The 24,886-nt window shown below is 33.0% G+C and carries 22 protein-coding genes; 12 read left to right on the forward strand and 10 right to left on the reverse strand.

The features are described from left to right. Positions 1-267 precede the first annotated feature (267 nt). Positions 268-570, forward strand: a complete 303-nt coding sequence (locus BSF42_RS05660; protein WP_253250992.1) for a GNAT family N-acetyltransferase — start codon at positions 268-270, stop codon at positions 568-570. Here the strand turns inward: BSF42_RS05660 and BSF42_RS05665 are convergent. From BSF42_RS05665 to BSF42_RS05685, 5 genes are all read right to left on the reverse strand, one after another. Further along, positions 567-1,997 (reverse strand): anion permease, encoded by a 1,431-nt coding sequence (locus BSF42_RS05665; protein WP_095952142.1) that lies wholly within the window; start codon positions 1,995-1,997, stop codon positions 567-569. The two genes, BSF42_RS05660 and BSF42_RS05665, sit on opposite strands and share 4 nt — an antisense overlap. A 19-nt stretch (positions 1,998-2,016) precedes the next feature. Next, complete coding sequence (locus BSF42_RS05670; RefSeq protein WP_095952143.1) at positions 2,017-3,174, reverse strand: porin; 1,158 nt, start codon at positions 3,172-3,174, stop codon at positions 2,017-2,019. A gap of 231 nt (positions 3,175-3,405) precedes the next feature. Continuing rightward, positions 3,406-4,839, reverse strand: a complete 1,434-nt coding sequence (locus BSF42_RS05675; protein WP_095952144.1) for an anion permease — start codon at positions 4,837-4,839, stop codon at positions 3,406-3,408. Between the two features lie 24 nt (positions 4,840-4,863). Beyond that, positions 4,864-6,018: a porin gene (locus BSF42_RS05680; RefSeq protein WP_095952145.1), complete on the reverse strand. Its 1,155-nt coding sequence runs from the start codon at positions 6,016-6,018 to the stop codon at positions 4,864-4,866. A 202-nt stretch (positions 6,019-6,220) separates the two neighbouring features. Further along, positions 6,221-7,855 carry an ABC-F family ATP-binding cassette domain-containing protein gene (locus BSF42_RS05685; RefSeq protein ID WP_095952146.1) on the reverse strand — a complete coding sequence of 545 codons (1,635 nt, stop codon included), beginning with the start codon at positions 7,853-7,855 and terminating at the stop codon, positions 6,221-6,223. 305 nt (positions 7,856-8,160) lie between these two features. On the opposite strand from BSF42_RS05685, the gene BSF42_RS05690 reads away from it, so the two are divergent. From BSF42_RS05690 to BSF42_RS05710, 5 genes are all read left to right on the forward strand, one after another. After that, positions 8,161-8,832: a response regulator transcription factor gene (locus BSF42_RS05690; RefSeq protein WP_095952147.1), complete on the forward strand. Its 672-nt coding sequence runs from the start codon at positions 8,161-8,163 to the stop codon at positions 8,830-8,832. Then, complete coding sequence (locus BSF42_RS05695; RefSeq protein ID WP_095952148.1) at positions 8,832-10,103, forward strand: cell wall metabolism sensor histidine kinase WalK; 1,272 nt, start codon at positions 8,832-8,834, stop codon at positions 10,101-10,103. Before BSF42_RS05690 ends, BSF42_RS05695 begins: the two co-directional genes overlap by 1 nt. A 71-nt stretch (positions 10,104-10,174) precedes the next feature. Then, positions 10,175-10,618, forward strand: coding sequence for a PepSY-like domain-containing protein (locus tag BSF42_RS05700; protein ID WP_095952149.1), 444 nt, complete (start codon positions 10,175-10,177; stop codon positions 10,616-10,618). 25 nt (positions 10,619-10,643) lie between these two features. Next, positions 10,644-11,105 (forward strand): PepSY-like domain-containing protein, encoded by a 462-nt coding sequence (locus tag BSF42_RS05705; RefSeq protein WP_095952150.1) that lies wholly within the window; start codon positions 10,644-10,646, stop codon positions 11,103-11,105. 113 nt (positions 11,106-11,218) lie between these two features. Further along, positions 11,219-11,662, forward strand: a complete 444-nt coding sequence (locus BSF42_RS05710) for a PepSY-like domain-containing protein (RefSeq protein WP_095952151.1) — start codon at positions 11,219-11,221, stop codon at positions 11,660-11,662. Positions 11,663-11,760: 98 nt separating this feature from the next. Here BSF42_RS05710 and BSF42_RS05715 read toward each other — a convergent pair whose 3' ends face one another. Next, a complete protein-coding gene (locus BSF42_RS05715) occupies positions 11,761-12,936 on the reverse strand; it encodes a GlmU family protein (protein WP_095952152.1) in 1,176 nt (391 codons plus the stop codon). Between the two features lie 364 nt (positions 12,937-13,300). Then, entirely contained in the window at positions 13,301-13,555 is a 255-nt protein-coding gene (locus BSF42_RS05720) for a type B 50S ribosomal protein L31 (protein ID WP_095952153.1), read from the reverse strand. A gap of 250 nt (positions 13,556-13,805) precedes the next feature. Here BSF42_RS05720 and BSF42_RS05725 point away from each other — a divergent pair, with 250 nt between their 5' ends. The 6 genes from BSF42_RS05725 to BSF42_RS05750 all read left to right on the forward strand — a co-directional run bounded on the left by BSF42_RS05725 (position 13,806) and on the right by BSF42_RS05750 (position 20,814). Further along, the gene (locus BSF42_RS05725; protein WP_095952154.1) at positions 13,806-14,336 is read left to right on the forward strand and encodes a DUF4199 domain-containing protein; all 531 of its coding nucleotides are present in this window, start codon (positions 13,806-13,808) and stop codon (positions 14,334-14,336) included. 8 nt (positions 14,337-14,344) lie between these two features. Further along, entirely contained in the window at positions 14,345-15,301 is a 957-nt protein-coding gene (locus BSF42_RS05730) for a glycosyltransferase family 2 protein (RefSeq protein WP_095952155.1), read from the forward strand. 86 nt (positions 15,302-15,387) lie between these two features. Beyond that, a complete protein-coding gene (locus BSF42_RS05735; RefSeq protein WP_095952156.1) occupies positions 15,388-17,115 on the forward strand; it encodes a phospho-sugar mutase in 1,728 nt (575 codons plus the stop codon). Between the two features lie 4 nt (positions 17,116-17,119). Beyond that, positions 17,120-18,163 carry a YhcG family protein gene (locus BSF42_RS05740; protein ID WP_095952157.1) on the forward strand — a complete coding sequence of 348 codons (1,044 nt, stop codon included), beginning with the start codon at positions 17,120-17,122 and terminating at the stop codon, positions 18,161-18,163. Then, positions 18,156-19,985 (forward strand): ABC transporter ATP-binding protein, encoded by a 1,830-nt coding sequence (locus BSF42_RS05745; protein WP_095952158.1) that lies wholly within the window; start codon positions 18,156-18,158, stop codon positions 19,983-19,985. Before BSF42_RS05740 ends, BSF42_RS05745 begins: the two co-directional genes overlap by 8 nt. Positions 19,986-20,112: 127 nt before the next feature. Continuing rightward, a complete protein-coding gene (locus BSF42_RS05750) occupies positions 20,113-20,814 on the forward strand; it encodes a DUF2971 domain-containing protein (RefSeq protein ID WP_095952159.1) in 702 nt (233 codons plus the stop codon). A gap of 194 nt (positions 20,815-21,008) precedes the next feature. Here BSF42_RS05750 and BSF42_RS05755 read toward each other — a convergent pair whose 3' ends face one another. Genes BSF42_RS05755 through BSF42_RS05765 form a run of 3 tightly spaced genes read right to left on the reverse strand, consistent with a single transcriptional unit; the run spans position 21,009 to position 24,878 of the window. Further along, positions 21,009-21,728, reverse strand: coding sequence for a hypothetical protein (locus tag BSF42_RS05755; protein ID WP_095952160.1), 720 nt, complete (start codon positions 21,726-21,728; stop codon positions 21,009-21,011). A gap of 31 nt (positions 21,729-21,759) precedes the next feature. Continuing rightward, positions 21,760-22,416: a hypothetical protein gene (locus tag BSF42_RS05760; protein WP_095952161.1), complete on the reverse strand. Its 657-nt coding sequence runs from the start codon at positions 22,414-22,416 to the stop codon at positions 21,760-21,762. Further along, the gene (locus tag BSF42_RS05765; protein ID WP_095952162.1) at positions 22,413-24,878 is read right to left on the reverse strand and encodes a carboxypeptidase-like regulatory domain-containing protein; all 2,466 of its coding nucleotides are present in this window, start codon (positions 24,876-24,878) and stop codon (positions 22,413-22,415) included. Before BSF42_RS05765 ends, BSF42_RS05760 begins: the two co-directional genes overlap by 4 nt. Between the last annotated feature and the right edge of the window lie 8 nt (positions 24,879-24,886).

Raw genomic sequence — 24,886 nt, forward strand, 5'->3', positions numbered from 1 at the left:
ACGAGATTTATTAAAAAAAATAAAGTTACTTTTTTTACTATCATCTTAATCAAATTTCGCTCCATATTATTAGTAGAAACTAAAAAAAAGATTTAAAACCAATTGCTTAATCTTTAGCTGTTCAAAAAATAATTTAATATTGAAAATCAAATGATTACCTTTGTATTTGAAATGTTTTTTGATTTTAAAATCTTATAAAGAATTTTCTTTCAATACTATTTCACATCCCAAATTCAATTTATAAACATAACCTAAAAGAAAATTACTATGGAAACTTTTGTAACTATGGAAATAAAAGACAACACTTTTGCACGCCAATTTGAAACTGTCGTACCTGAAGGAATGCTGGCAGTTGAATATTCATTTCAAGAAAAAAAAATCTTCTTAACCAAAATCAACACTCCAGATTCTTATCAAAATGACGAAGCTATCAATGCTTTGCTTAAGAATATTTTAGAGTTAAGCTCTGAAAAAAATTACAGGGTTGTTCCAATTCACCCAAAGATTGTTTCATTTTTCAAAAAAAATCCTAGATACAAAGAATTGCTTCCTCCCGGAATCAGGATCTAGAAATCCCCAATAATTCGGAGCCACAATCCTCCAATTACCATATAAATAAAGAGCATAACTAGACCAGTTACAAGTCCTTTGACCCACCAGCTCTTTAAATCAACGTAGCCGCTCCCAAAAAACACGGGTGCCGGACCGTGACCATAATGCGTTAAAGTTCCGTAGATTGAGCCTATAAAACCGAGCATAAAAGCTAAAAGTAAACCCGGAATTCCAAGTGAAACTCCAACACCAAGTAAAGCAGCATACATCGCGGCGACGTGTGCTGTTGCGCTTGCAAAAAGATAATGGCTGAAAAAGTATACCAAAATAATAATCGGAAAAGCCATCTGCCAGCTTAATCCGCCTATTTCTGTTTTTACAAGATCACTAAACCATGCAATGAAACCTAATTCATTAAGCGAGCTAGCCATCATTACTAAAACAGAAAACCAAACTATAGTATCCCAAGCTCCTTTTTCGGCTTTAACATCATCCCAAGTTAAAACTGAGGTTAGAAGTAAAATCACTAGACCGATAAATGCTGTTGTTGTAGCATCAATAGAAAAAAGATCTCCCGTCATCCAAAGAAAAAGCAGGATAAAAAATGTCAGCAACATCATCCATTCGTTCCGAGTTATTGCTCCCATTTCTTTTAATTTCTGAGAAGCAATCTGCGGCGCATCGGTTGTTTTTTTCAATTCAGGAGGATAAATTTTATACAATAGAAACGGAATCACAAAAAAAGCGCACAACCCCGGAACAATCGCCGCAGCCGCCCAAGACATCCAAGTGATTTTGATACCTAAGTTAAGTGCAAATTTCTGACACATCGGATTACTCGCCGTTCCTGTTAAAAACATAGAGGACGCAATCAAATTCATATTATAACTATTTAAGGTTAAATATGCACCCAACTTTCTGTGTGTATCTGGCTGATCTGGCATGGAACCAAAACTCATCGACATGGATTTCATTATCGGGTAGATAATTCCTCCTCCTCTTGCTGTATTACTTGGAACCGCAGGCGCTAAAACCAAATCGGCCAAACCTAAACCGTACGCTAATCCTAAAGAACTTTTTCCGAATATTTTAATAAACAAAAAAGCAATTCTATTTCCCAAACCCGTTTTAATAAAACCTCTCGCTATAAAAAACGAAATTCCGATAAGCCAAATTACTTTATCTCCAAATCCTTTTAAAGCAAGAGTAATTGATTTACCAGGATCTCCGGGCGCTAAAACCTGAGACATTGCCGTTAATGCAATCGCAATCATACACATCGTTCCCATTGGTGCCGCTTTCAAGATAATTCCTAAAATTGTAGCTGCAAAAATGGCAAACAAATGCCATGCTTCTATTACAACACCATTTGGCGCAGGAATGAACCAAATTGCAATTAAAACTGCCAGAGTAATTAAAGTCTGTGGGATTTTTACTTCTTTCATAAAATAAAATTTAAGTGAATTAAAGTCGGAGCTGTAATTGAATTAAGAACAAATCATCATTGTAGGTTGATGTGTCTGGAATATTTCTATCCAATCGATCAATTTCAAATCCCAATTCGATTCGTCCGGTGTAAGCTTTTCCAAATTCTAAACTTATCATCGGCGTATAAGTCTGTCTCACATTCGAATTGATTTTATAACTTGGATCGAAAGTTTCGTAACGACAAGACAATTCTAGCGCTGTCAATTTTTTATAGTTGACGACATATCTTAGATTTGGAAGAAAATAAACGCCCCGCATTTGATAATCGGCAACATTAGCTGTTCTGCTGTCAACAGGCAAAGAAAAATATAAGTTGTGATTTGTTCCTTGTTTGTATTCTATTTGAAAATCAAAACTAAATCTGTCAGTAAGTTTAAATTCACTGGTTATATCAAGTCCAACCGCAAAAACGTCTTCTTTAAATACTTTTCCGAAACCCCCATTTAAACCAAGGTTTATTTTATATTCTTTAGACAAACCAAAAACCCACCTTGTCGAATATTGTTTTCCGTTGTCTTTGTCCATTTCGACATTTTTTCCATTTCCATTTAAAACAGAAACCGCATAATTTACAGGAATTTTTCCAACATCAAAAGCTCCGGTTGCCGATGCTCCAATTTGAAAACTGGTCCAGCCGTTTTTTCCAAATTCATAATATTGATTGGAGAAATCGAATGATTTAATAATATCAACAGGAACAAGTTCTTCAAGACCAAATGCTGGCCGAAACTGACCGCCCGTTAAAGCAATGTATTTACTAAAAGTATATTTTCCGTAGGCATTTTCAAGAACTTTACCTTTGGCATCCGACTTAAAATCGGCTAAATTGACCAGAATCACCACTTCTGTAGCTTCGCTTAGTTTGGTATTTAAGCCAACACGCATTCTTTTGATATCGAATGAACTCTGAGTTACATCGCCTGTAGAATGATGAACACCTAAAACATCGACGTTATCTCCAAAGCTTTCTAAATACCTTGCCTGCAAAAGACCTTTAAGCTGATATTGCGGATACTTTATTTCGCTTTCTGTTTTTTCTGTTTTCCCACTTTCGTTTACATCGTTTTGGGCTTGTAAAAAAAGCGGTGTCAGACAAAAGAAAAAAACAATTGGAACTAGTAGAATTTTACTCATAGATTTCAAATAGATAAAATATTTGTTTTTATGCAACTGAATTCAGAATCATCATACTTTTTGAAAATCAAAAAGTTAACTTCTATAGTAAATACGAAATGGGAGTACTAAAATAACAAAAAAAGATAAGTATTGTAAAAAAAATTGCATTAAAATAATGTTATAATATACATATAAAAACAAAAAAGGCATAAGTAATTCTTATGCCTTTTAAAAATATGTTATTCTTTTTTAGTTAATGTATCCTATTACATTTAGCCATAAACCTCCAATAACCAGATAAATCAATAACATTGCAAGCCCTGTAATAAGTCCTTTTGTCCACCAATTTTTTAAATCTACATAACCACTTCCAAAATAAACCGGTGCCGGTCCGTGGCCGTAATGAGTTAATGTTCCATATAATGAACCCACAAATCCTAACATAAATGCCAAAAACAATCCTGGAACTCCCAGCGAAACTCCAACTGCCAGTAATGCGGCATACATTGCAGCAACGTGAGCTGTTGCACTTGCAAAAATATAGTGACTAAAGAAGTAGACTGCAATAATAATTATGAAAGCTAACTGCCAGCTCAAACCTAACATATGACTTTTTACAATTTCACTAAACCAGCCAATAAATCCTAATTTATCTAAAGAACTTGCCATCATCACTAAAACTGCAAACCACACAATTGTATCCCATGCTCCTTTTTCTCCTTTTACATCTTCCCAAGTTAAAACAGAAGTAAGCAGTAAAACTACCAATCCTATAAATGCAGTGGTAGTTGCATCTATCGAAAAAAGATCTCCAGTCATCCAAAGAAATAATAAAATAACGAACGTTAAAAGCATCAGCCATTCGTTTTTTGAGATTGCCCCCATCTCTTTTAATTTTTGAGATGCTAATTTTGGAGCGTCACCTGTTTTTTTTAATCCAGGAGGGTAAATTTTGTATAATAAAAAAGGAATTACAAAAAATGCTGTCAAACCAGGAATTAATGCCGCAATCGCCCAAGAAGTCCAAGAAATATGTATACCTAAATTTTCAGCAAATTTTTGACACATCGGATTACTTGCCGTTCCTGTTAAAAACATAGACGAGGCAATTAAATTTACGTTATAACTGCTTAACGTTAAAAAGGCTCCTAACTTTCTGCGTGTTTCTGGTTTATCAGGATCTGAATCGAAATTCATTGCCATTGCTTTCATAATAGGATAAATTATTCCTCCTCCGCGTGCCGTATTACTTGGCACAACTGGCGCCAAAACTAAATCTGCCAACCCTAAACCATAAGCTAACCCAAGCGAACTTTTTCCAAATATTTTAATAAATAAAAAAGCGATTCTGTTGCCTAAACCTGTTTTTATAAATCCGCGAGCTATAAAAAATGAAATTCCTATAAGCCAAATCACCTTGTTACCAAAACCTCCTAAAGCGAGAGTAATAGAATCCCCGGCACTTTCTGGTGCCAAAACTCGAGTAAAAGCAGTAAGAGCAACAGCAATCATGCACATACTCCCCATTGGTGCGGCTTTTAAAATAATTCCGATAATTGTTGAGATAAAAATTGCAAATAAATGCCAGGCTTCAGGTGTAAGTCCTTTTGGAATAGGAACAAACCAAATCATCAAACCTATTACAAGTGTAATAAGTGATTTTTTTATATCTATTTCTTTCATGATATTTAAAATAATTTAATATGTTTAGAAAAATCTTCCTTGAAATTGTATGATAAATAAATTGTTATCGTATGCTGTAGTATTTGAAATGTTACGCTTATAATTATCAAACTGCATTCCCGCTTCGATACGCCCAGTATAGCCTTTTCCAAACTCTAGACCCACCATAGGTGTATAGGTCTGTTTTGCGTTTGAATCAATTTTAAAACTCCTATCAAAATATTCATATCTGCAGGAGAATTCTATTGCAGTAAGTTTTTGGTATTTTATTTCATATCTTAAATTTGGCAGAAAGTAAGCGCCTCTCATTTGATATTTGTTAAGGTTCGAAGTTCTCGAATCTGCAGCTAAAGAATAATACAAGTAATGATTAATTCCTTGTTTTGCCTCAATCTGCGTTTGAAGTATTAATTTATCTGTCAATTTAAAGTCGGCCGTAAGATCTAGTCCCACTGCATATACTTTATTATTATAAACTTCACCAATACCGCCATTGATTCCGAAATTGACAGCATGTTTTTTGTCCAATTCAAAACCTAAGCGTGAAGAATATAGTTTACCATTATCTTTATCAGATACCTGGTCTTTTCCATTTCCATTTACCGCACTAACTGCATATGTAACTGGTAGTTTTCCTAAATCAAACTTTCCGAACATTGAAGCTCCAATCTGAAAGCTTGTCCAGCCGTTATTTCCAAATTCTGTATACTGATTAGAATAATCGAATGATTTAAGAATATCAGCAGGATTCAATTCTTCGATTCCAAAAGCGGGTCTAAACTGACCAATCAAAAATCCAACGTTTTTATTAAAAGTATATCTCGCAAAAGCATTTTCAAGAACTTTCCCTTTTGGATCAGATTTGAAATCAGCTAAATTTGCCAAAACCACAACATCAAACCGTTCTCCCAATTTGGTTGTTACTCCCAAACGCATTCTTTTAATGTCAAATGTATTTTCGACTGCCTTACCATCAGAATGCTGCAAGCCTGTTGTCGCATCAATCCCGTTGGTAAAACCACTTAAATAACGTGCCTGAAAAAGTCCTTGAAATTTGAACTGCGGGTATTTTACTTCTGTCTGCGAATTGGACTCTGCAGTTTGTCCATTTGCTAAAAAAGGAAGTATTAAAAGTAGAAGAAAGGTTTTAAAACCGAAAAAATTATTTATCTGATTCATAACTAAAAAAATTAAATTTTTGATTGAATAAACATTTTTTAAAATAAGTTTATTCTTACAGTAAATTTAATTTTATACATTAGGTAAAAACCTGATCTAAGTCATATTTTAAACTATTACAAACCTTAAACTTTTTTAATATTAAAGCACAAAAAAAGCATAAGAATTAACTTATGCTTTTTTGAATTTATATTGTTTTAACTTATTTTTCGATCTCTCTCATCGAATCCATTTTTTTATGAGCAAGGAAACCTGCAACATCTTCAAAATGTTCTTTTACTCTTTTGTTTCCAAATTCAAAAACTTTAGTTGCCAATCCGTCTAGGAAATCACGGTCGTGAGAAACCAGAATTAAAGTTCCGTCAAAATCGCGAAGTGCATCTTTAATAATATCTTTAGTCTTCATATCCAAGTGATTTGAAGGCTCATCCAGAATTAATAAGTTAACTGGCTCCAACAATAATTTGATCATTGCTAAACGTGTTTTTTCTCCTCCAGAAAGTACTTTTACTTTTTTGGTAATATCATCACCTTGGAACATGAAAGCTCCTAAAATATTTTTAATCTGTGTTCTAATATCTCCAACAGCAATATTGTCAATAGTTTCAAAAATGGTAGCATTTTCATCTAATAAAGCTGCTTGATTTTGTGCAAAATAACCAATTTGAGAATTATGTCCAATTTCAACGCTTCCTTCATCAATACCAATTTCTTTCATGATCGCTTTGATCATGGTCGACTTTCCTTCTCCATTTTTTCCAACAAATGCAACTTTTTGTCCTCTTTCGATGACAATATTAGCATCTTTAAAAACGACATGATCACCGTAAGATTTAGACAAATCTTTTACCACAACAGGATATTGTCCAGAACGCGCTGCCGGCGGGAATTTTAATTTTAATGCTGATGTATCTACTTCATCAACCTGAACAATAACCAGTTTTTCTAACATTTTAACACGAGACTGAACAGCATCTGTTTTAGAAAAAGTTCCTTTAAAACGATCAATAAAAGCTCTGTTATCTGCAATCATTTTTTGCTGCTCGTCGTAAGCTTTCTGCTGGTGGATACGACGGTCTTTTCTCAATTCTAAATAATGAGTATATTTTGCTTTGTAATCGTAGATTCTTCCCATTGTAACCTCGATAGTACGATTTGTAATATTATCTACAAACGCTCTATCGTGTGAGATTACCACAACGGCTTTAGCTTGGTTCAACAAGAAATCTTCTAACCATTGAATACTTTCGATATCCATGTGGTTAGTAGGCTCATCCAGCAAAATTAAATCTGGTTTTCTCAATAAGATTTTAGCAAGCTCGATACGCATTCTCCATCCTCCCGAAAATTCAGAAGTCTGACGTGAGAAATCTTCACGTTCGAAACCTAAACCCACTAAGATCTTCTCTACTTCTGCTTCGTAGTTTACTTCTTCAATTGCATAAAATTTTTCGCTTAAGTCAGAAACCCTTTCGATCAATTTCATGTATTCGTCACTTTCATAATCCGTACGAACTGTTAACTGCTCATTTATTTCGTCAATGTCCGATTTCATTTTAAAAATCTCACTGAATGCTTTTGACGCTTCTTCCATAACAGTAGAACCGTCTTGTGTAAGCAAATGCTGTGGCAGATAAGCGACTACAGCTTCTTTCGGAGCAGAAATACTTCCGGTAGAAGGTTTACTTACACCAGCAATTATTTTTAAAAGTGTAGATTTTCCTGCACCATTCTTACCCATAAGGGCAATTTTATCGTTTTCATTTATAGCAAAAGAAACATCGCTAAAAAGTGTAGTTCCACCAAACTGAACCGAAATATCGTTAACTGTAATCATTTAGATTTTTAGATTTTAGACTGCTTAGAGTATTAGATTTCTTAGCAAGCGCTTTTTTGAAGGTGCAAAGATAGATTTAATTAGAGAATGTGGCAATTAGAATTCAAGATTTTAGAAAGAGTTAGACTTCTTAAACTTTTAGAAATATCAAAAAAAGAATAAATATTCAGCGGTGCACTTTAAAATCTAAGAAGTCTAAAAATCCAACAATCTAATAAGTATGTCAAAATTCCCAAATGTTTCCAGAAATGAGATGTTATTTTGAGCTTGTATTCTTACATTTGATTACATAAAACAGGCAAAAGATGAAAATTTTAATAATAGAAGATGAAGCAGGTTTACGTGAAGTAGTGCAACAATCACTTGAAAAAGAGAAGTATATTGTAGAAAATGCACATGATTATATTTCAGGATTTGACAAACTTGGATCTTATGATTACGATTGCATCCTGATTGATATTATGTTACCTAACGGCAGCGGATTGGATTTGCTTCAGGAAATTAAAAAGCAAAAAAAACAGAGTGCCGTGATTATTATTTCGGCAAAAGATGCTGTTGATGATAAAGTAAAAGGACTGGATTTAGGTGCTGATGATTACTTAAGTAAACCTTTTCATTTATCAGAATTACATGCCCGAATCAAGTCGGCAATGCGAAGAAACAATCATAATGGAGATAATCTTATTATCTGGAAAAACATCACACTTTCTCCGGAACAAAGAACGGTTTTGATCGAAAATAATACATTGGATTTAAACCGAAAAGAGTTTGATTTACTATATTATTTCATCATTAACCCAAACAGATTAATTAATAAAACTGCGATTGCTGAATATGTATGGGGTGATCATACAGACCAGGCCGACAATTTAGATTTTGTATATTCACAGATTAAAAATCTTCGTAAAAAACTGAAAGATAGTAATGCTGAAATTGACATTCAGGCTGTTTACGGTATTGGATATAAAATGAGTTAATGAAATTACAAAATTATACACTTCGCTATCTGGCTGTCACCCTGCTTCTCGTTATCCCAATATGGGCAGGAATTTTTTATGTTCTGATTTTAGATGAAGTATATGATAATATTGACGACGACTTAAAAAACTCAAAAATAATTATTGTTCGTCACGCTTTCGCGGATAGAAAATTGTTAAATTCTCCTGAATTTGGAATCAATAAATTTACCATAAAACCGCTTCCTAAAGGAAATTACCGCACCAAAGATGAGTTTTTTTCTACCAAGGAATTCATGGAATATGATAATGATGATGAACCTATCAGAATTTTAAAATCTGTTTTTAAAGATGAGGAAGGAAACAATTATGAGCTCATTATAAAAGCTTCTATTGTTGAAGAAGACGAATTGCTTCAAGATTTATTTTTGGCACTAATTGGTTTATACATCATGCTAGTTATAAGTATATTGATAGTAAATCATTTATTATTAAAAAAAATATGGAAAGCATTTCATGTTGTCCTGGATAACCTTAAAGAAATAAAACTAGGAACCGGAAGCAAACTAAAAGCAATCGATTCTCCTATTGATGAATTTAATACGCTGGCAAAAGAAGTCGAGAAAATGCTTAATCGTAACGAAAGTATATATTCGAGCCAGAAACAATTTATAGAAAATGCTTCTCACGAATTGCAGACCCCTTTGGCAATAAGCATCAATAAACTGGAATTATTTGCAGAAAACAGCACGCTTCCGGAAGAACAAATGATAGAAATTGGAAAAATAACGGATACTTTAAACCGATTAACTAGATTGAATAAATCTTTATTAATGTTATCCAAAATTGAAAACCAACAATTCTCTCAAGAGCAAGAGGTTGATTTCAATAAACTTATTTTAACATTGACGGAAGATTATACTGATCTGGCCGAATTTAAAAAAGTAAAAATAATTATTACAGAAAATGATTCGTTACTCTTTAAAATGAATAAAGGTCTTGCGATTGCATTGATTAGTAATTTATTAAAGAATGCTTTGATACATAATCATAAGGAAGGTTTTGTGAATTTTGTTATCAATAAAAATGAAATCATAATTTCAAATTCCGGAAATAATGCACCGTTAAATTCAGCTGTTATTTTCAATAGATTTTACCGTCACACTACTACAAACGAATCTACAGGTTTAGGTTTATCTATTGTAAAATCTATTATCAATAATTATTCGATAACGGTCGAATATATCTTTACTGGCGATCATCAGTTTAAAATTAATTTTCCTAAAAAGTAGTATTTTTCTTTTTTCCTAATTGTTTCCTAATTCAGGTTATAAACTTGTATTAGAATTTAAAACATACAATTATGAAAACGACATTAAATCTCGCTGCATTAGCAATTATAGGGTTAACATTTGGACTTTCTGCCAATGCACAAAAAACTGTTATTACAAAAGCCGCTTTGCCAGTTAATGCTCAGACTTTTCTAAAAACTCATTTTACCGGTCAGGAACCTACGTATATTTTACAGGATAAAGAAACTTTTTCTACAGATTACAAAGTTCAGTTTGCCAACAATATGGAAGTGGAATTTGACGGAAAAGGAAACTGGGAAGAAGTAGACGGCAATCATCAGCCGATTCCGGTAACAGTACTCCCAAAAGGAATTGCAAATTACGTTAAAACCAATTTTGCAGGTGCAACAGTTACCAAAATCGACAAAGGAACCTGGGGTTACGAAGTGGATTTAAGTAATGGCATAGAACTGGAATTTAACTCAAGAGGGAACTTTTTAAGAATCGATAATTAAACAAGATATATTAAATAATACAATCATGAAAAAAATATTTTTAACCGGCTTTATCGCTTTATCACTTTTATTCACCACTACATCATGTGATAGTGACGATGACAATAATGAATCTGTAATTAATGCCAGCGATTTACCAAAAACTGCTGATACATTTGTTAATACTTATTTCCCTAATGTTACTTATATTAATGTAACAAAACAAAATATTGCCGATATAGACGGATCTATTTATGAAGTTAAACTAAGCAATAATTTCGAAATTGATTTTGATGCTAATGGCAATTGGATTGATATAGACGGACATCATCAGGCTGTTCCTGTTGCATTAGTTCCAGAGAAAATACAAACCTATGTAACAACAAATTATCCTAATCAGTTTGTGACTTCTATTGATAATAAAAAAACAACTGTTGAAGTAGAACTTTCCAGCGAACTAGATTTAGTTTTTGATCTTCAGGGAAATTTTCTGAGAATTGATAAATAATCTTTAATTAAAATAAAACCTAAAGCTCTGATTCCAACATTAGGGCTTTTCTTTTTCAATACATCTTTCAAAATTTAGTCTTATCTTGTATAACAATTAAAAATCAGCAAAATATGAGAACGAAATTAAACTTGGCAGCCAGCCTAATGGCAGGATTAATATTTGGACTTTCTGCACATGCACAAAAAACTGTAATCAAAAAAGAAGCTTTACCTGCAAATGCACAAACATTCTTAAAAACACATTTTGGATCAAAAAAACCAAGTTATATATTGGAAGACAAAGAAATTCTTTCTACAGAATATAAAGTGCAGTTTGATAATAAAATTGAAATAGAATTTGATAAAAAAGGAAACTGGAAAGAAGTAGACGGTAATGGAGATAAAATTCCTTCCTCTATTATCCCGAAAAAAATCGCTTCGTATGTAAAAACAAACTTTCGTAAGGAGAAAATAATCAAAATCGAAATAGGAACTTTTGGCTATGAAGCTAAACTTACCAATGGTTTAGAATTAAAATTCAACTTAAAAGGAGATTTTACTAAAATTGATAAGTAACATTAATTTTAAAAATAAAAAAGCCCACAAGTTTCTAAAAACCTGTGGGCTTTACTAAATTATCTCATTATCTAATTGACTAATTATTAAATTAAAAATTAGTCTTTTCTCCATTTCTTAGTTTCCTCAAAAATATGTTCTAGAATTGCTGTTTCTGTTGCGTCGAAATCAATATTTCTTCGGCTCATAACTAATCGTGCTGTTTCAAAAGCTTTTTTAGTCACATAAGTTGTAAATCCAGCCGCACCGCCCCAAGAGAAACTTGGAACAAAATTACGCGGAAAACCAGATCCAAAAATATTAGCGCTTACTCCAACAACAGTTCCTGTATTGAACATTGTATTGATACCGCATTTACTATGATCTCCCATCATTAAACCACAAAACTGAAGTCCGGTTTTTGCAAAACCTTCTGTTTCGTAACTCCATAACTTTACTTCTTCGTAATTATTTTTCAGGTTTGAATTATTAGAATCAGCTCCAATATTACACCATTCCCCTAAAACAGAATCACCTAAAAACCCTTCATGTCCTTTATTTGAATTCGCAAAAAGAACAGAATTTTTAACCTCGCCGCCTATTCTAGATCCTGGCCCAACGGTTGTTGCCCCGTAAACTTTAGCCGACATTTTTACCATCGCTTTTTCGCATAAAGCGAAAGGGCCGCGAATCGTAGTGCCTTCCATAATTTCCGAATCTTTACCTATATAGATAGGTCCGTTAGAAGCATTTAAAGTTACAAACTCTAATTTTGCACCTTCTTCTATAAATATATTTTCGGGAGCAATTACATTAACGCTTTTTGGAATTGGCTGTGATTTTCGATCTTCGGTTAAATAATTAAAATCCTCACGGATTGCTGCATCATTTTTAGAGAAAATATCCCAAGTATGTTCAATGGTGATACAATCATCATTGTAATGAATAATTTCATAAGAATCAAAATCGACTTCTTCTTGATTTTCAGACGCAAAAAATGCTATTACATCTTCCCCTTTAAATATTGCCTGATTTTCTGTTAAGTTTGAAACCATCTCTGCAAGTGTATCATTTGGCAAATACGCTGCATTGATCATTACATTTTCTTCCATTTCCACCATTGGAAATTTCTCAGACAAATATTCTTCGGTTATAGTAGTAATTGTCGAACCCAGACGTTTTTCCCATTTTTGACGAATGGTCATTATTCCGACCAAAATATCAGCCACAGGCCTCGTAAAGGTAAAAGGTAATAAAGCATTCCGAACGGGTCCGTCGAAAAGAATGTAGTTCATAAATAATTGAGTGTTTGTTAAAATATTGATTTGGTTACCTGGCTCAAAGTTACAAATATTTATACTTTACATGAACCATATTCATATGTAAATAGCCACGAATGCACAAAATTTCATATTGTCTTGAATTTTAATTCATTTAAATTACATCAATTAGTAAAGCCTGAGGTTTGATTTTACAATTTTAACATAGCCAGCGGTTTCAACCGCTGGGACGCAATATATTCACAATACGCACCCCATGGTTAAAACCACGGGCAATATTTTAAAATCAGATTCTTATTTTTTTTGCAGTTAAGAAAATTTAACGCCAAAAAAAAAGCCTCCCAAATCTGGAAGGCTTTTGTATAATTTAAAACAGCTATTATTTTTTAGCGTGTTTTGCATATTTAGTTTTGAATTTATCAATACGTCCTGCAGTATCGATAAGTTTAGATTTACCAGTATAAAAAGGGTGAGATGATCTAGAAATCTCCATTTTTACAACTGGATACTCAACTCCGTCAACTTCAATTGTTTCTCTTGTATCTGCAGTAGATTTAGTGATAAAAACGTCATCATTTGACATGTCTTTAAATGCAACTAATCTGTAATTTTCTGGGTGAATTCCTTTTTTCATCTTTTCTTTTATTTATTGTTTGGAGTATGTTTATTTTGAAGCTTTTTCATGGTTAGAAAAAGGTGTAAACAAATGATACTCTTTTTGTTTAAAAACTTTTAATTATTTTTGAGTGTGCAAATTTACAATTCTTTTTTAATAAACAAATAGTTAGCCCACTTTTTTTTAGTTTATTTCGAAAAGCTTTTTTTATCTCCGATTATAGTGGGAATTACTATATTTGTGGATTAATTTTAAAACATATAAAAATATGATTAATGAAGTTATAAAAAAGAATGGTATTACGTATGGTGTAATGATTGGAATTGCATCTGCTTTGGTTACTGCTACGATATACGCTGTTGATTTAAACCTATTTACAGCTTGGTGGATGGGAATTATAGGAATAGCGATAAGTCTTACAATCAGCATTATTTTACTTTCTAAAACTAAGAAAGAACTGAATGGCGTTTTTAGTTTTAAAGATGCTTTTACCACTTATTTTATAGCTGCTGTAATTGGTATTTTAATTTCTACAACTTTTAACATTGTTTTATTTAATGTTATTGACCCGGGAGCAAAAGATACTTTAAGCGAAATTATGATCAAATATACTGTCAATATGATGCAGAAATTTGGCACACCTGCATCTGCAATTAATGAAGCAGTTGCTAAAATGAAAGAAAGCAGTCCATATTCTACTGTAGAACTAGCAAAAGGATCTGTTTTTGCTATTGTTGTCAGTGCAATTTTCGGATTGATTTTCGCCGCATTTTTTAAAAGCAAATCTACACAAGAATAAAAATATAAATGAATTTATCTATACTTATACCGCTTCTAAACGAGGAGGAATCACTTAAAGAACTCTATACTTGGATCATTCAAGTGATGCAATCTAACAATTACTCTTATGAAATCATTTTTGTAGATGATGGTAGTACAGATAATTCTTGGCAGATTATCGAAGGTTTTTCTAATGAGAATCCGAATGTAAAAGGCATTCGTTTCATGAAGAACTTTGGAAAATCGCAGGCTTTACATGCTGGTTTTGCAAAAGCGAAGGGCGACGTTATTATTACAATGGATGCCGATTTGCAAGATAGTCCAGATGAAATTCCTGAATTATACGATATGATTACAGGTCAGAAATACGATTTGGTTTCTGGCTGGAAAAAGAAACGTTACGATTCTGTCGTGGCAAAAAATCTTCCTTCAAAATTATTTAACTGGGCTGCGAGAAAAACTTCTGGAGTTGAGCTAAATGATTTTAACTGCGGATTAAAAGCATATAAAAACGTTGTGGTTAAAAACATTGAAGTTTCTGGCGAAATGCACCGCTATATACCAGTTTTGGCCAAAAATGCCGGTTTCGGAAAAATTGGCGAAAAAGTGGTTATTCACCAAGCTAGAAAATATGGTGAAACCAAATTCGGAATGGAACGTTTTATCAACGGATTTCTTGATTTAATTACCATTTGGTTTTTATCGCGTTTCGGAAAAAGACCTATGCACTTATTTGGTGCAATGGGTTCTATTATGTTTATCATCGGATTTTTGTCTGCAGGATATATTGGAGTTTCAAAGCTATACCATATGTATAACGGAATGCGATATACTCTAGTTACTAGTAATCCTTGGTTTTATATCGCATTAACAACAATGATCTTAGGAACACAGCTTTTCTTAGCTGGATTTTTAGGTGAAATTATTTTAAGAACCAAGAATAATGAAGAAAGATATAAAGTAGCACGTGAAGTGAATTTTTGATACAAATCAGGAAAAAAAAATCGTTTTGAGTCAAATTAACTTTTCAAGAAAAACTACCTTTATTTAAAACATAAAAGAAAATTTAAATGAATATAGCACCTAATATTTTAAACGCTGTAAATGAATGGCTCACGCCTACGTTTGATCAAGAAACGCAGGCAGCAGTAAAAGAATTAATGACTACCTCTCCAAAAGACCTGGAAGAGAGTTTTTACAAAAACCTAGAATTTGGAACCGGCGGTATGCGAGGTGTTATGGGGGTTGGAAATAACCGAATCAACAAATACACTCTTGGAAAAAATACTCAGGGATTATCTGATTATTTACACAAAGTTTTTCCAAACGAACCTTTAAAAGTAGTTATTGCTTACGACTGTCGTCATAACAGTAATACTTTGGCAAAAGTGGTTGCTGATGTTTTTTCTGCAAACGGAATTCAAGTTTATTTGTTTTCGGACTTAAGACCAACTCCAGAATTATCTTTTGCACTTAAACATTTAGGATGCCAATGCGGTATCGTACTTACTGCTTCTCATAATCCGCCAGAATATAACGGATACAAAGTGTACTGGCAGGATGGCGGTCAAATCGTTCCTCCTCAAGATGGTGAAATCATTAAAGTTATCGAAAGTTTAGACTACGATAAAATTAAATTCAATGCAAACGAGAGCTTAATTCAATATATTGATACTGAAATTGACAAAGCTTTTGTAAAATCATCTATCGAAAACGCAAGTTTTAATACTCCGGCAGAAGCCAAAGACAATCTTCATATTGTTTTTACTTCATTGCACGGAACTTCTATAAAATCTATTCCGGATACTTTATCTCAGGCTGGTTACAAAAATGTTCATATTGTACCTGAACAAGCAGTTCCAGACGGGGATTTCCCAACGGTAAAATCTCCAAATCCAGAAGAACCAGAGGCTTTAACAATGGCTTTGGCTTTGGCAGACAAAACAAATTCGGATATTGTTGTTGGAACAGATCCTGATTGTGACCGTTTAGGTGTTGCTGTTAGAAACAATGACGGTAAAATGATTTTATTGAATGGAAACCAAACTATGGTTTTAATGACTTCTTTCCTTTTAAAACAATGGAAAAAAGCAGGTAAAATTAATGGAAAACAATTTGTAGGATCCACTATTGTTTCTACTCCAATGATGATGGAACTGGCAACAAGTTATGGTGTTGAATGCAAAGTTGGTTTAACAGGATTTAAGTGGATCGCAAAAATGATTGTAGATTTCCCAGAACTTCAATTTATTGGAGGTGGTGAAGAAAGTTTCGGTTTCATGGTTGGCGATGCTGTTAGAGATAAAGATGCTGTTGCTGCTACTTTATTAATTTGCGAAGTTGCTGCACAAGCGAAAGCCGCAGGAAGTTCCGTTTATAAAGAACTTTTACAACTTTATGTTGAAAATGGTTTTTACAAAGAATTTTTAGTTTCATTGACTAAAAAAGGAATGGAAGGTTTACAGGAAATTAATCAGATGATGATTGATTTACGTCAAAATCCTTTGAAAGAAATTAACGGACAGCGTGTTATTATGGTTGAAGATTATCAATCATCTACTGCGTTGAACTTGTTAACAAATGAAGAATCTGTAATGGATATTCCAAAATCAAATGTATTGATTTACTATACAGAAGACGGATCTAAAATTTGCGCAAGACCAAGTGGAACAGAACCAAAAATTAAATTCTATATTAGCGTAAATGCTGAATTAGAATCGGTTCAGGATTTTGATGAAGCGGAAAGTTTCTTAGATCAAAAAATACAGAATATCATTACAGATATGCAATTGAAGTAATAAAATGAGTGACAAACTTGACACAAGTGACAACCCCGAACTATTAGACTCAATAATTGGACTAATAGATCAGACGCGCCATTTTGTTGCCAAAACAGTCAATCAGGAATTGACACTTCTATATTGGAAGATTGGAAAAAACATCAATGATGAAATTCTAAAAAACGATCGAGCTGATTATGGAAAGAAACTTATTTTAAATCTTAGTACCGAACTTTCTAACCGATATGGAAGTGGATTTAATAAAAGAAACCTACACAGCTTCATCAAGTTAAACACTATATTTCAAGACCTTACAATTGTGCACACAGTGTGTGCACAATTGACATGGTCTCATTTAAGAACTCTCATTTATATTGAAAACAATATTAAGCGTGAATTCTATATCCAAATGAGTATTCACGAACGCTGGAGCGTACGAACCTTACAAGATCGTATTGACAGCATGCTTTTTGAAAGAACTGCTATTAGCAAAAAGCCGGAAGAAACAATTATTAACGACTTAGCTTTATTAAAAAACGAAAAACAAATCAGTCCAGATTTAGCTTTTCGTGATCCCTATTTCTTAGACTTCTTAGGTCTTCATGACAGTTATTCCGAAAAAGATTTAGAAAGTTCCATTTTAGCACAATTACAAAACTTTATTACCGAAATGGGCAGTGAGTTTGCTTTCTTGGCACGTCAAAAAAGAATAACTATAGATGATGAAGACTTTTACATCGATCTGCTTTTTTATCATCGAGGCTTACGCCGACTGGTTGCTATAGACTTGAAATTAGGGAAATTCAAGGCTGGATACAAAGGTCAAATGGAATTATATCTTCGCTGGCTAGAGAAAAATGAACAAAAAGAAGGAGAAAACAAACCAATTGGATTAATTTTGTGCAGTGAAAAATCGCCTGAACAAATTAATTACTTAATGCTGGACAACGACGAACAAATTAAAGTTTCAGCTTATTTAACCCAATTACCAGAAAAAAAATTATTGCTGGAAAAACTCGAAAGAGCAATTGCCATCGCAGAAAACAATATCCATAAAAATGAGTAATTTCAAAAAAATAGTTCCTTTTATATACCCATATAAAAAATATGCATTCTTAAATATTTTCTTTAATGTTTTGTATGCACTCTTCAGTACACTTTCTTTTGTGTCATTAATTCCAATGATTCAAGTTTTATTTGATCAAACTAAAAGAAATACTGTAAAACCAGTCTATACTGGAATTACTGAAATCAAGCATTATGCAGAAGATTCTTTGAGTTACTTCATTACGAACACAACAGATACTTATGGCGCCGGACATACTTTAGCAATAATGGTTTCCGTAATTATCACTATATTTTTATTAAAAAACTTATGCGATTATCTAGCCATGTTTTTTATCAATTTCCTAAGAAACGGAATATTGAAAGATATGCGTAACGCGATGTACAAAAAAACACTTGAACTTCCTCTGGCTTTTTATTCTGAAAAAAGAAAAGGTGATGTAATTTCAAGAATTTCCGGCGATGTAAATGAAGTACAAACTTCATTTTTAGCGATCTTGGAACTTATCGTCAAAGAACCTTTAACGATAATATTTACCATTTTTGCAATGCTTTATATCAGCGTTAAGCTAACCGTGTTTGTTTTTATTTTTATTCCGATTTCCGGCTATTTAATTTCCCTGATTGGAAAACAACTTAAAAAACAATCTACTAAAGCACAGCAGGAACAAGGAACTTTTCTATCTACAATTGAAGAAACAGTCGGCGGATTAAAAGTTGTAAAAGGCTATAACGCTGAAAACTACTTCAACTCTGTATTTCAAAATTCAACAGACCGTTTTTTCAAACTTTCAAACAGCATAGGAAACAGACAAAACCTTGCCTCGCCAGCGAGTGAATTTATGGGAATTCTGGTTATTACTATATTATTGTGGTTTGGAGGACAAATGGTTTTAATTGACAAAACTTTAGATGCAGCCTCTTTTATTGGCTACATGAGTTTAGCTTATAACATTTTAACTCCAGCAAAAGCAATTTCTAAAGCTTCGTATGGTGTAAAAAGAGGAAATGCCGCAGCAGAACGCGTATTAGAAGTTTTAGATCAGGAAAACACAATTGTTTCTAAAGAAAATGCAGTCGAAAAAACGACTTTTGATGACAATATCTCTGTTCAACATGTAAACTTTAAATACGAAGAAGAAACGGTTTTAAAAGACTTTTCTCTTCAAATTAAAAAAGGACAAACCGTTGCACTTGTTGGTCAGTCTGGAAGTGGTAAAAGCACAATAGCTAACTTATTAACCCGCTTTTACGATGTTAACGAAGGAATAATTTCTATTGATGGAATTAACATCAAAGATTTAAATCTTCAATCACTTCGAGGTTTAATGGGATTGGTAACACAAGACAGTATTTTGTTTAATGACACTATAAAAGCCAACATTGCATTAGGAAAACTAGACGCTACAGATGATGAGATTATTGAAGCACTAAAAATTGCAAATGCTTACGAATTTGTAAAAGACCTGCCGGCTGGAATTTACACCAACATTGGCGACAGCGGAAACAAACTTTCTGGAGGACAAAAACAACGTTTATCTATTGCCAGAGCGGTATTAAAAAATCCGCCGATTATGATCTTGGATGAAGCAACATCTGCATTAGATACTGAAAGTGAAAAATTTGTTCAGCTTGCACTCGAAAACATGATGCAGAACAGAACTTCAATAGTAATCGCCCACAGACTTTCTACTATTCAAAAAGCAGATTTAATTGTAGTCATGCAAAAAGGAAAAATTGTTGAGCAGGGAACTCATGACGAATTAATAGCCCATAATGGGACTTATAATAAATTGGTTACCATGCAGTCTTTCGAATCTTAAGACTTATACATAAAATCAAAATCTACACAGATTAAGGAAATATTAAAACTCAATTTAATTTCTTTAATCTGTGTTTATTTTTATAACTTTAGGTGAGTTTAAGAATAAATCATTTAACCTCAAAAGAATGTATCTTAACAACCCAAACATCACGCTTACTGAAGATCCTGACACTATAGTTTGGAAATATCTGGATTTGTCTAAATTTTTAGATCTTTTACTTTCAAAGAAATTATTCATGTCACGTTCTGACAAATTTGAAGATCAATATGAAGGTACTTTCAGTGAACCCACTTACGAAGAGATTAAAAAACTAGCAGTCGATAATCCTGATTTTTTAAATTATTACAAAACGCATCGCGAAAAAGTAGCTATAAGCAGCTGGCATATTAATGAATATGAATCGTTTGCTATGTGGCAGATTTTCACTCAAAACAGCGAAGGATTAGCCATTCAGTCAACCATTGGGAGATTACAGAAAGCTTTAAAACCAGAAAACAATTTTGATCAGTATATTGGTGAAGTAAATTATATCGATTACAAAAAAGAATATATTCCGTTTGATGATTTGTTCTTTCCGTTTTTATTCAAAAGAAAAAGTTTTCAGTACGAACGTGAAGTCCGCATTATTACTGATACCTCAAAAAGCACTTTAAAACTAAACGACGGACTAAAAATTAATGTCGATATTAATCAGTTAATTGAGAAGATTTACATTCACCCTAAATCTGAAAACTGGTATAAAAAACTAGTTATCGAATTGGTCGAACGCTTGGATTTTGGTTTCGAAATTGAAAAATCAGATTTGGAGAGCGATATTTTAATTTGAGTTTTTTTTTTTAAAAGATGCTAAGGTTCTGAGATACTAAGGCTCTAAGATTTTTTTGCCTTAGATTAAAAGAATTAAAAAGAATTTCTTTTTTGATTACAAAAAAAAGCCATTTAAAAATCTACATTTTTAAATGGCTTTTTAAGTGTAAGATTCAAAACCTTAGAACCTTAGTATCTTAGTATCTCAGAACCTTAAATAGGTTTATAACTTTTAACTTCCCATTTTTTAGAAGTCAAATCTATATAATTATAATGCAGTACATCATTTTTATCAAATTGACCATTTTGATTGGTGTCTTCTATTGTTCTAAAATACAAACGATTTTTAGATTCTACTAAACTCCAGTCAATTAACTCTTCCAGATCAGCAGAAACTTTAGTAAAACCTTCTCCGCTGATATCACTTAAATACAGAGTTTTAATATCGCTGGTATCTATTTTTCCGTCTTTATTTGTATCAGAATCTGTTAGGGTGTAAACCATAACATTATTATGAGTTTTATCTGCAACTGTTTTTAAATAAGTCGCCGTTAATATCAAAATTGGTTTATCTGACAAAGGACGAATAGAATCTGAGTCTACTTTTTGAAATTTTAAATTCTGAAGATAACCTGTGATTTCATATTCGCCTAAATTAGAAATAGTAAAACTTATATCATTTACGCTTGAAGAACCTAATCTGGCTTTTGACCCTTTTTCATAAACCCTTAAATCTCCAACTGGGTGAATTAAATAGTTTGTTCCTTCCATTTGAATTGGCAGATCTGCAATTTCAATTTGAGAAGAATCTGCTTTAGTAATACTTACTTTATTTGAGACGTCGTAACTTACTTTTGGCTTTTTAACTTCCTCACGACAGCTTATTACTGTCCCAATGATTCCCAAGGCTATATATTTAAAATACTTTTTCATCTAAACGGATTATATTCGATTATCAAATATACTATTTTTGATTGTAATTCTGGTTTTTATTGAATTTTACTAACGCAAAGATGTTGATTAGAACAATTCCGAAATAGCCAAAAAATAGAATCCAATATTTTTTATAGAGATCGAAAGCATTTTTGAATTGTCTTTCTCTTTCTTGTTCTAAAAAATAATCTTTATTCGCTTCCCAATAACCACATTGAAAAGGGATAATTTTCTTTCCATATGGCACCGGCTTTGGCTTTGGCTTGGGCAACATTACAACAAAAAAATCATTCTTATATTGTGTATATAGTAGCATTTTCTCAATACTAAAAATATCTAAAATTCTAATATAAACTTCATATTTCATTTTCTTTCCTAAATGAATTTGAATTCCTTTTACAGTATCATTTGTACGATTTAAATTTCTCAAGGCAAACTGAAGTTTTTCCAATTTCTTTCCCTCTAAATCAAGAGAGCTTTCCAAATGAAAAACTTGATAATTTCTTTTAAGGGATAAAAAATCTTTTATCTCGATAGAATCAGAAGGAATATAAATACCAATGCATCGCTCCCCTTTAAATGCATCCGTTTTATAAAAATAACAAAAACAGAATATCGGGATCAAAACCAAAGAAACCATTCCTGGAACGTAAAAAATTTTCTTTCTTTTTTCACGTTTTTCTATCATAACCTCGCATTAATCTTAACGTTAAAAACTCTAGAAGTCATATAATTTGGGATCGCATATTGATTTTTAGAATACACATCGCGAACCCAAGTATTTGTAATCGCATTTTGATTATTAAAGAGATTGAATATTTCCAATCCCACAGATAATTCTTTGAAGTTTTTAAGCCAGCTTGTTTTCGTATTCTGCGTACTGCTGTCTACAAAAACTTTTGCAAAACCAATATCAGCTCTTCTGTAATCGTTTAATCTGTTTTGGTACAAATAGGGATCTGTGTATGATGGAGCACCGCCTGGTAAACCTGTATTGTAAACTAAATTCAGATACACTTTTACACTCGGAATGTTTGGCATATAATCCTGAAACAACATAGCAAACTTTAAACGCTGGTCTGTTGGGCGGGCGATATACCCTTTGTTTTCGTAATTTTCTTCGGTTTTCATATATCCAAAACTAACCCAAGATTCTGTTCCCGGCACGAATTCTCCGTTCAATCTAAAATCAAGACCTTGTGCGTAAGCTTTCGCATTATTATTGGCGACATATCGAATTCTGACATTATCAATCGAATACACATTGACATCTGAAAGCGATTTATAATAAATCTCAGTTACCCATTTAAAAGGGCGATTCCACATTTTAAAATTATAATCATTTCCTAAAACCACATGAACAGCTTCCTGAGCTTTTACGTTCGGATTTACAACACCATCCAAATCACGAAGTTCCCTATAAAATGGCGGCTGATGATACAATCCCCCCGAAATTCTAAAAACCATATCGCGATCCCAATCTGGCTTTATAGCAAATTGCGCACGCGGACTTACAATAGTCTGATTCTTGCCTTCTTCTAAAGCTCCTGAAACATTCCAGCTTTGAAAACGCGCTCCCAAATGATACCAAATCTGACTCGAACCAATTTCAGATTGTTTATTCCATTGCGCATATCCAGAAAAGCGGTTTATTGTATTAAAATTAGTAGCACGAATATCTTGGTAAGGTAAAAGCGGGCCCGCATAAGGCGTATAAGGCTGATTGTTTTCTGGCAGAATATTCAAAGGAGGATTTATAGAAAAACCTGCTGAGTCAATCATCTCCCACTCTACCACTCTATCTCGAATTGATTCTCTAGTGTATTTTAAACCAAATTCCAGCTGGCTCTCTTTCCACTCTTTTGTTCCTTTCAATTCAATATTGGCAATTAATGCATCCAAATCGTTACGAGCATGATTTAACTGCGAACCAATTCCGCGCGTAAAATCAATTGCTGATGGATTTGTTGGATCTTCAGCATTAACATTTCCTAAACGATACTGCGCCAGAATATCGAAATGTTCCTTTTCTGTGGTATGAAATAAAGATCCGATTAATTTTAAAGTCAGTGAAGGCGAAACTTTATAAGTTGTTTTTAAAGCGCCAAAATAAGTATCGTATTGGTCTTTTTCCTGACCTTGATAATAAACAGCAAGTGCCATTGGCTGATCGATAGTTCCAAATTTTGTTTCGCGGGTTAACGGCTGGTACAAATATTTATTCTGCGAAATATTACCTAGAAAACTCATCTGCCATTTTTCAGAAATATCATAATTAATATTCGTCTGAACATCTGCAAAAGTTGGCGTATAATTTGTCTGTGTATCTTGGCTATTTACCAGCAGACTATTATTTCGATAACGAACTCCGGTAACGGCAGACCATTTTTTATTTTTAGAAACCAAATCTACAGAAGCGCTTCCGCCCAAAAAACTAGCTTCAAAAGAAGCACCAAATTGTGTTGGCTTTCTATACGTGATATCTAAAACCGAAGATAATTTATCGCCAAATTTTGCTTGAAATCCACCTGCCGAAAAATCAACATTCTGCACCAAATCTGTATTCGTAAAACTCAACCCTTCCTGCTGTCCCGAACGAATTAAAAACGGACGATACACTTCGACTTCATTTACATAAACTAAGTTTTCATCGTAATTCCCCCCGCGAACCATGTATTGTGTACTTAATTCGTTATTGGAATTTACACCTGGAAGCGTTTTTAAAACATTCTCAATTCCCGCATTTGCACCGGGAATCTTTTTTATGGTTTCGGTGTCAATTGTTGCAATTCCTTGAACACGTTTTCTATTTCCCGATGAAACGAAAACCTCTCCCATTTGTTCCTGAGAATTATTCATAATCGGATTAAAAATAAACTCTTCATTGTTTTTCAAACTGACCGTCAAACTGATCATCTTTAAAGAAACATGGGTAAATATCAGAGAAACTTTTTTATTGGAAGGAACAGCAATTTCATAAAAGCCACTCCTATCTGACTGCGCCATATTGCCCTGCGAAGAAATATTAACACCTGACACCGGATGTTTCTCTGTATCTAAAATCACTCCTTTTATACGAGCATTTTGAGCAAATGCAATACAGCTGAAAAACAGAAAAAAGAAAGCGAATATAAATCTATTGTAATTCAAAGATTTGA

The organism is Flavobacterium sp. ACN6 (assembly GCF_002304005.1).
Classification (GTDB): Bacteria; Bacteroidota; Bacteroidia; order Flavobacteriales; family Flavobacteriaceae; genus Flavobacterium.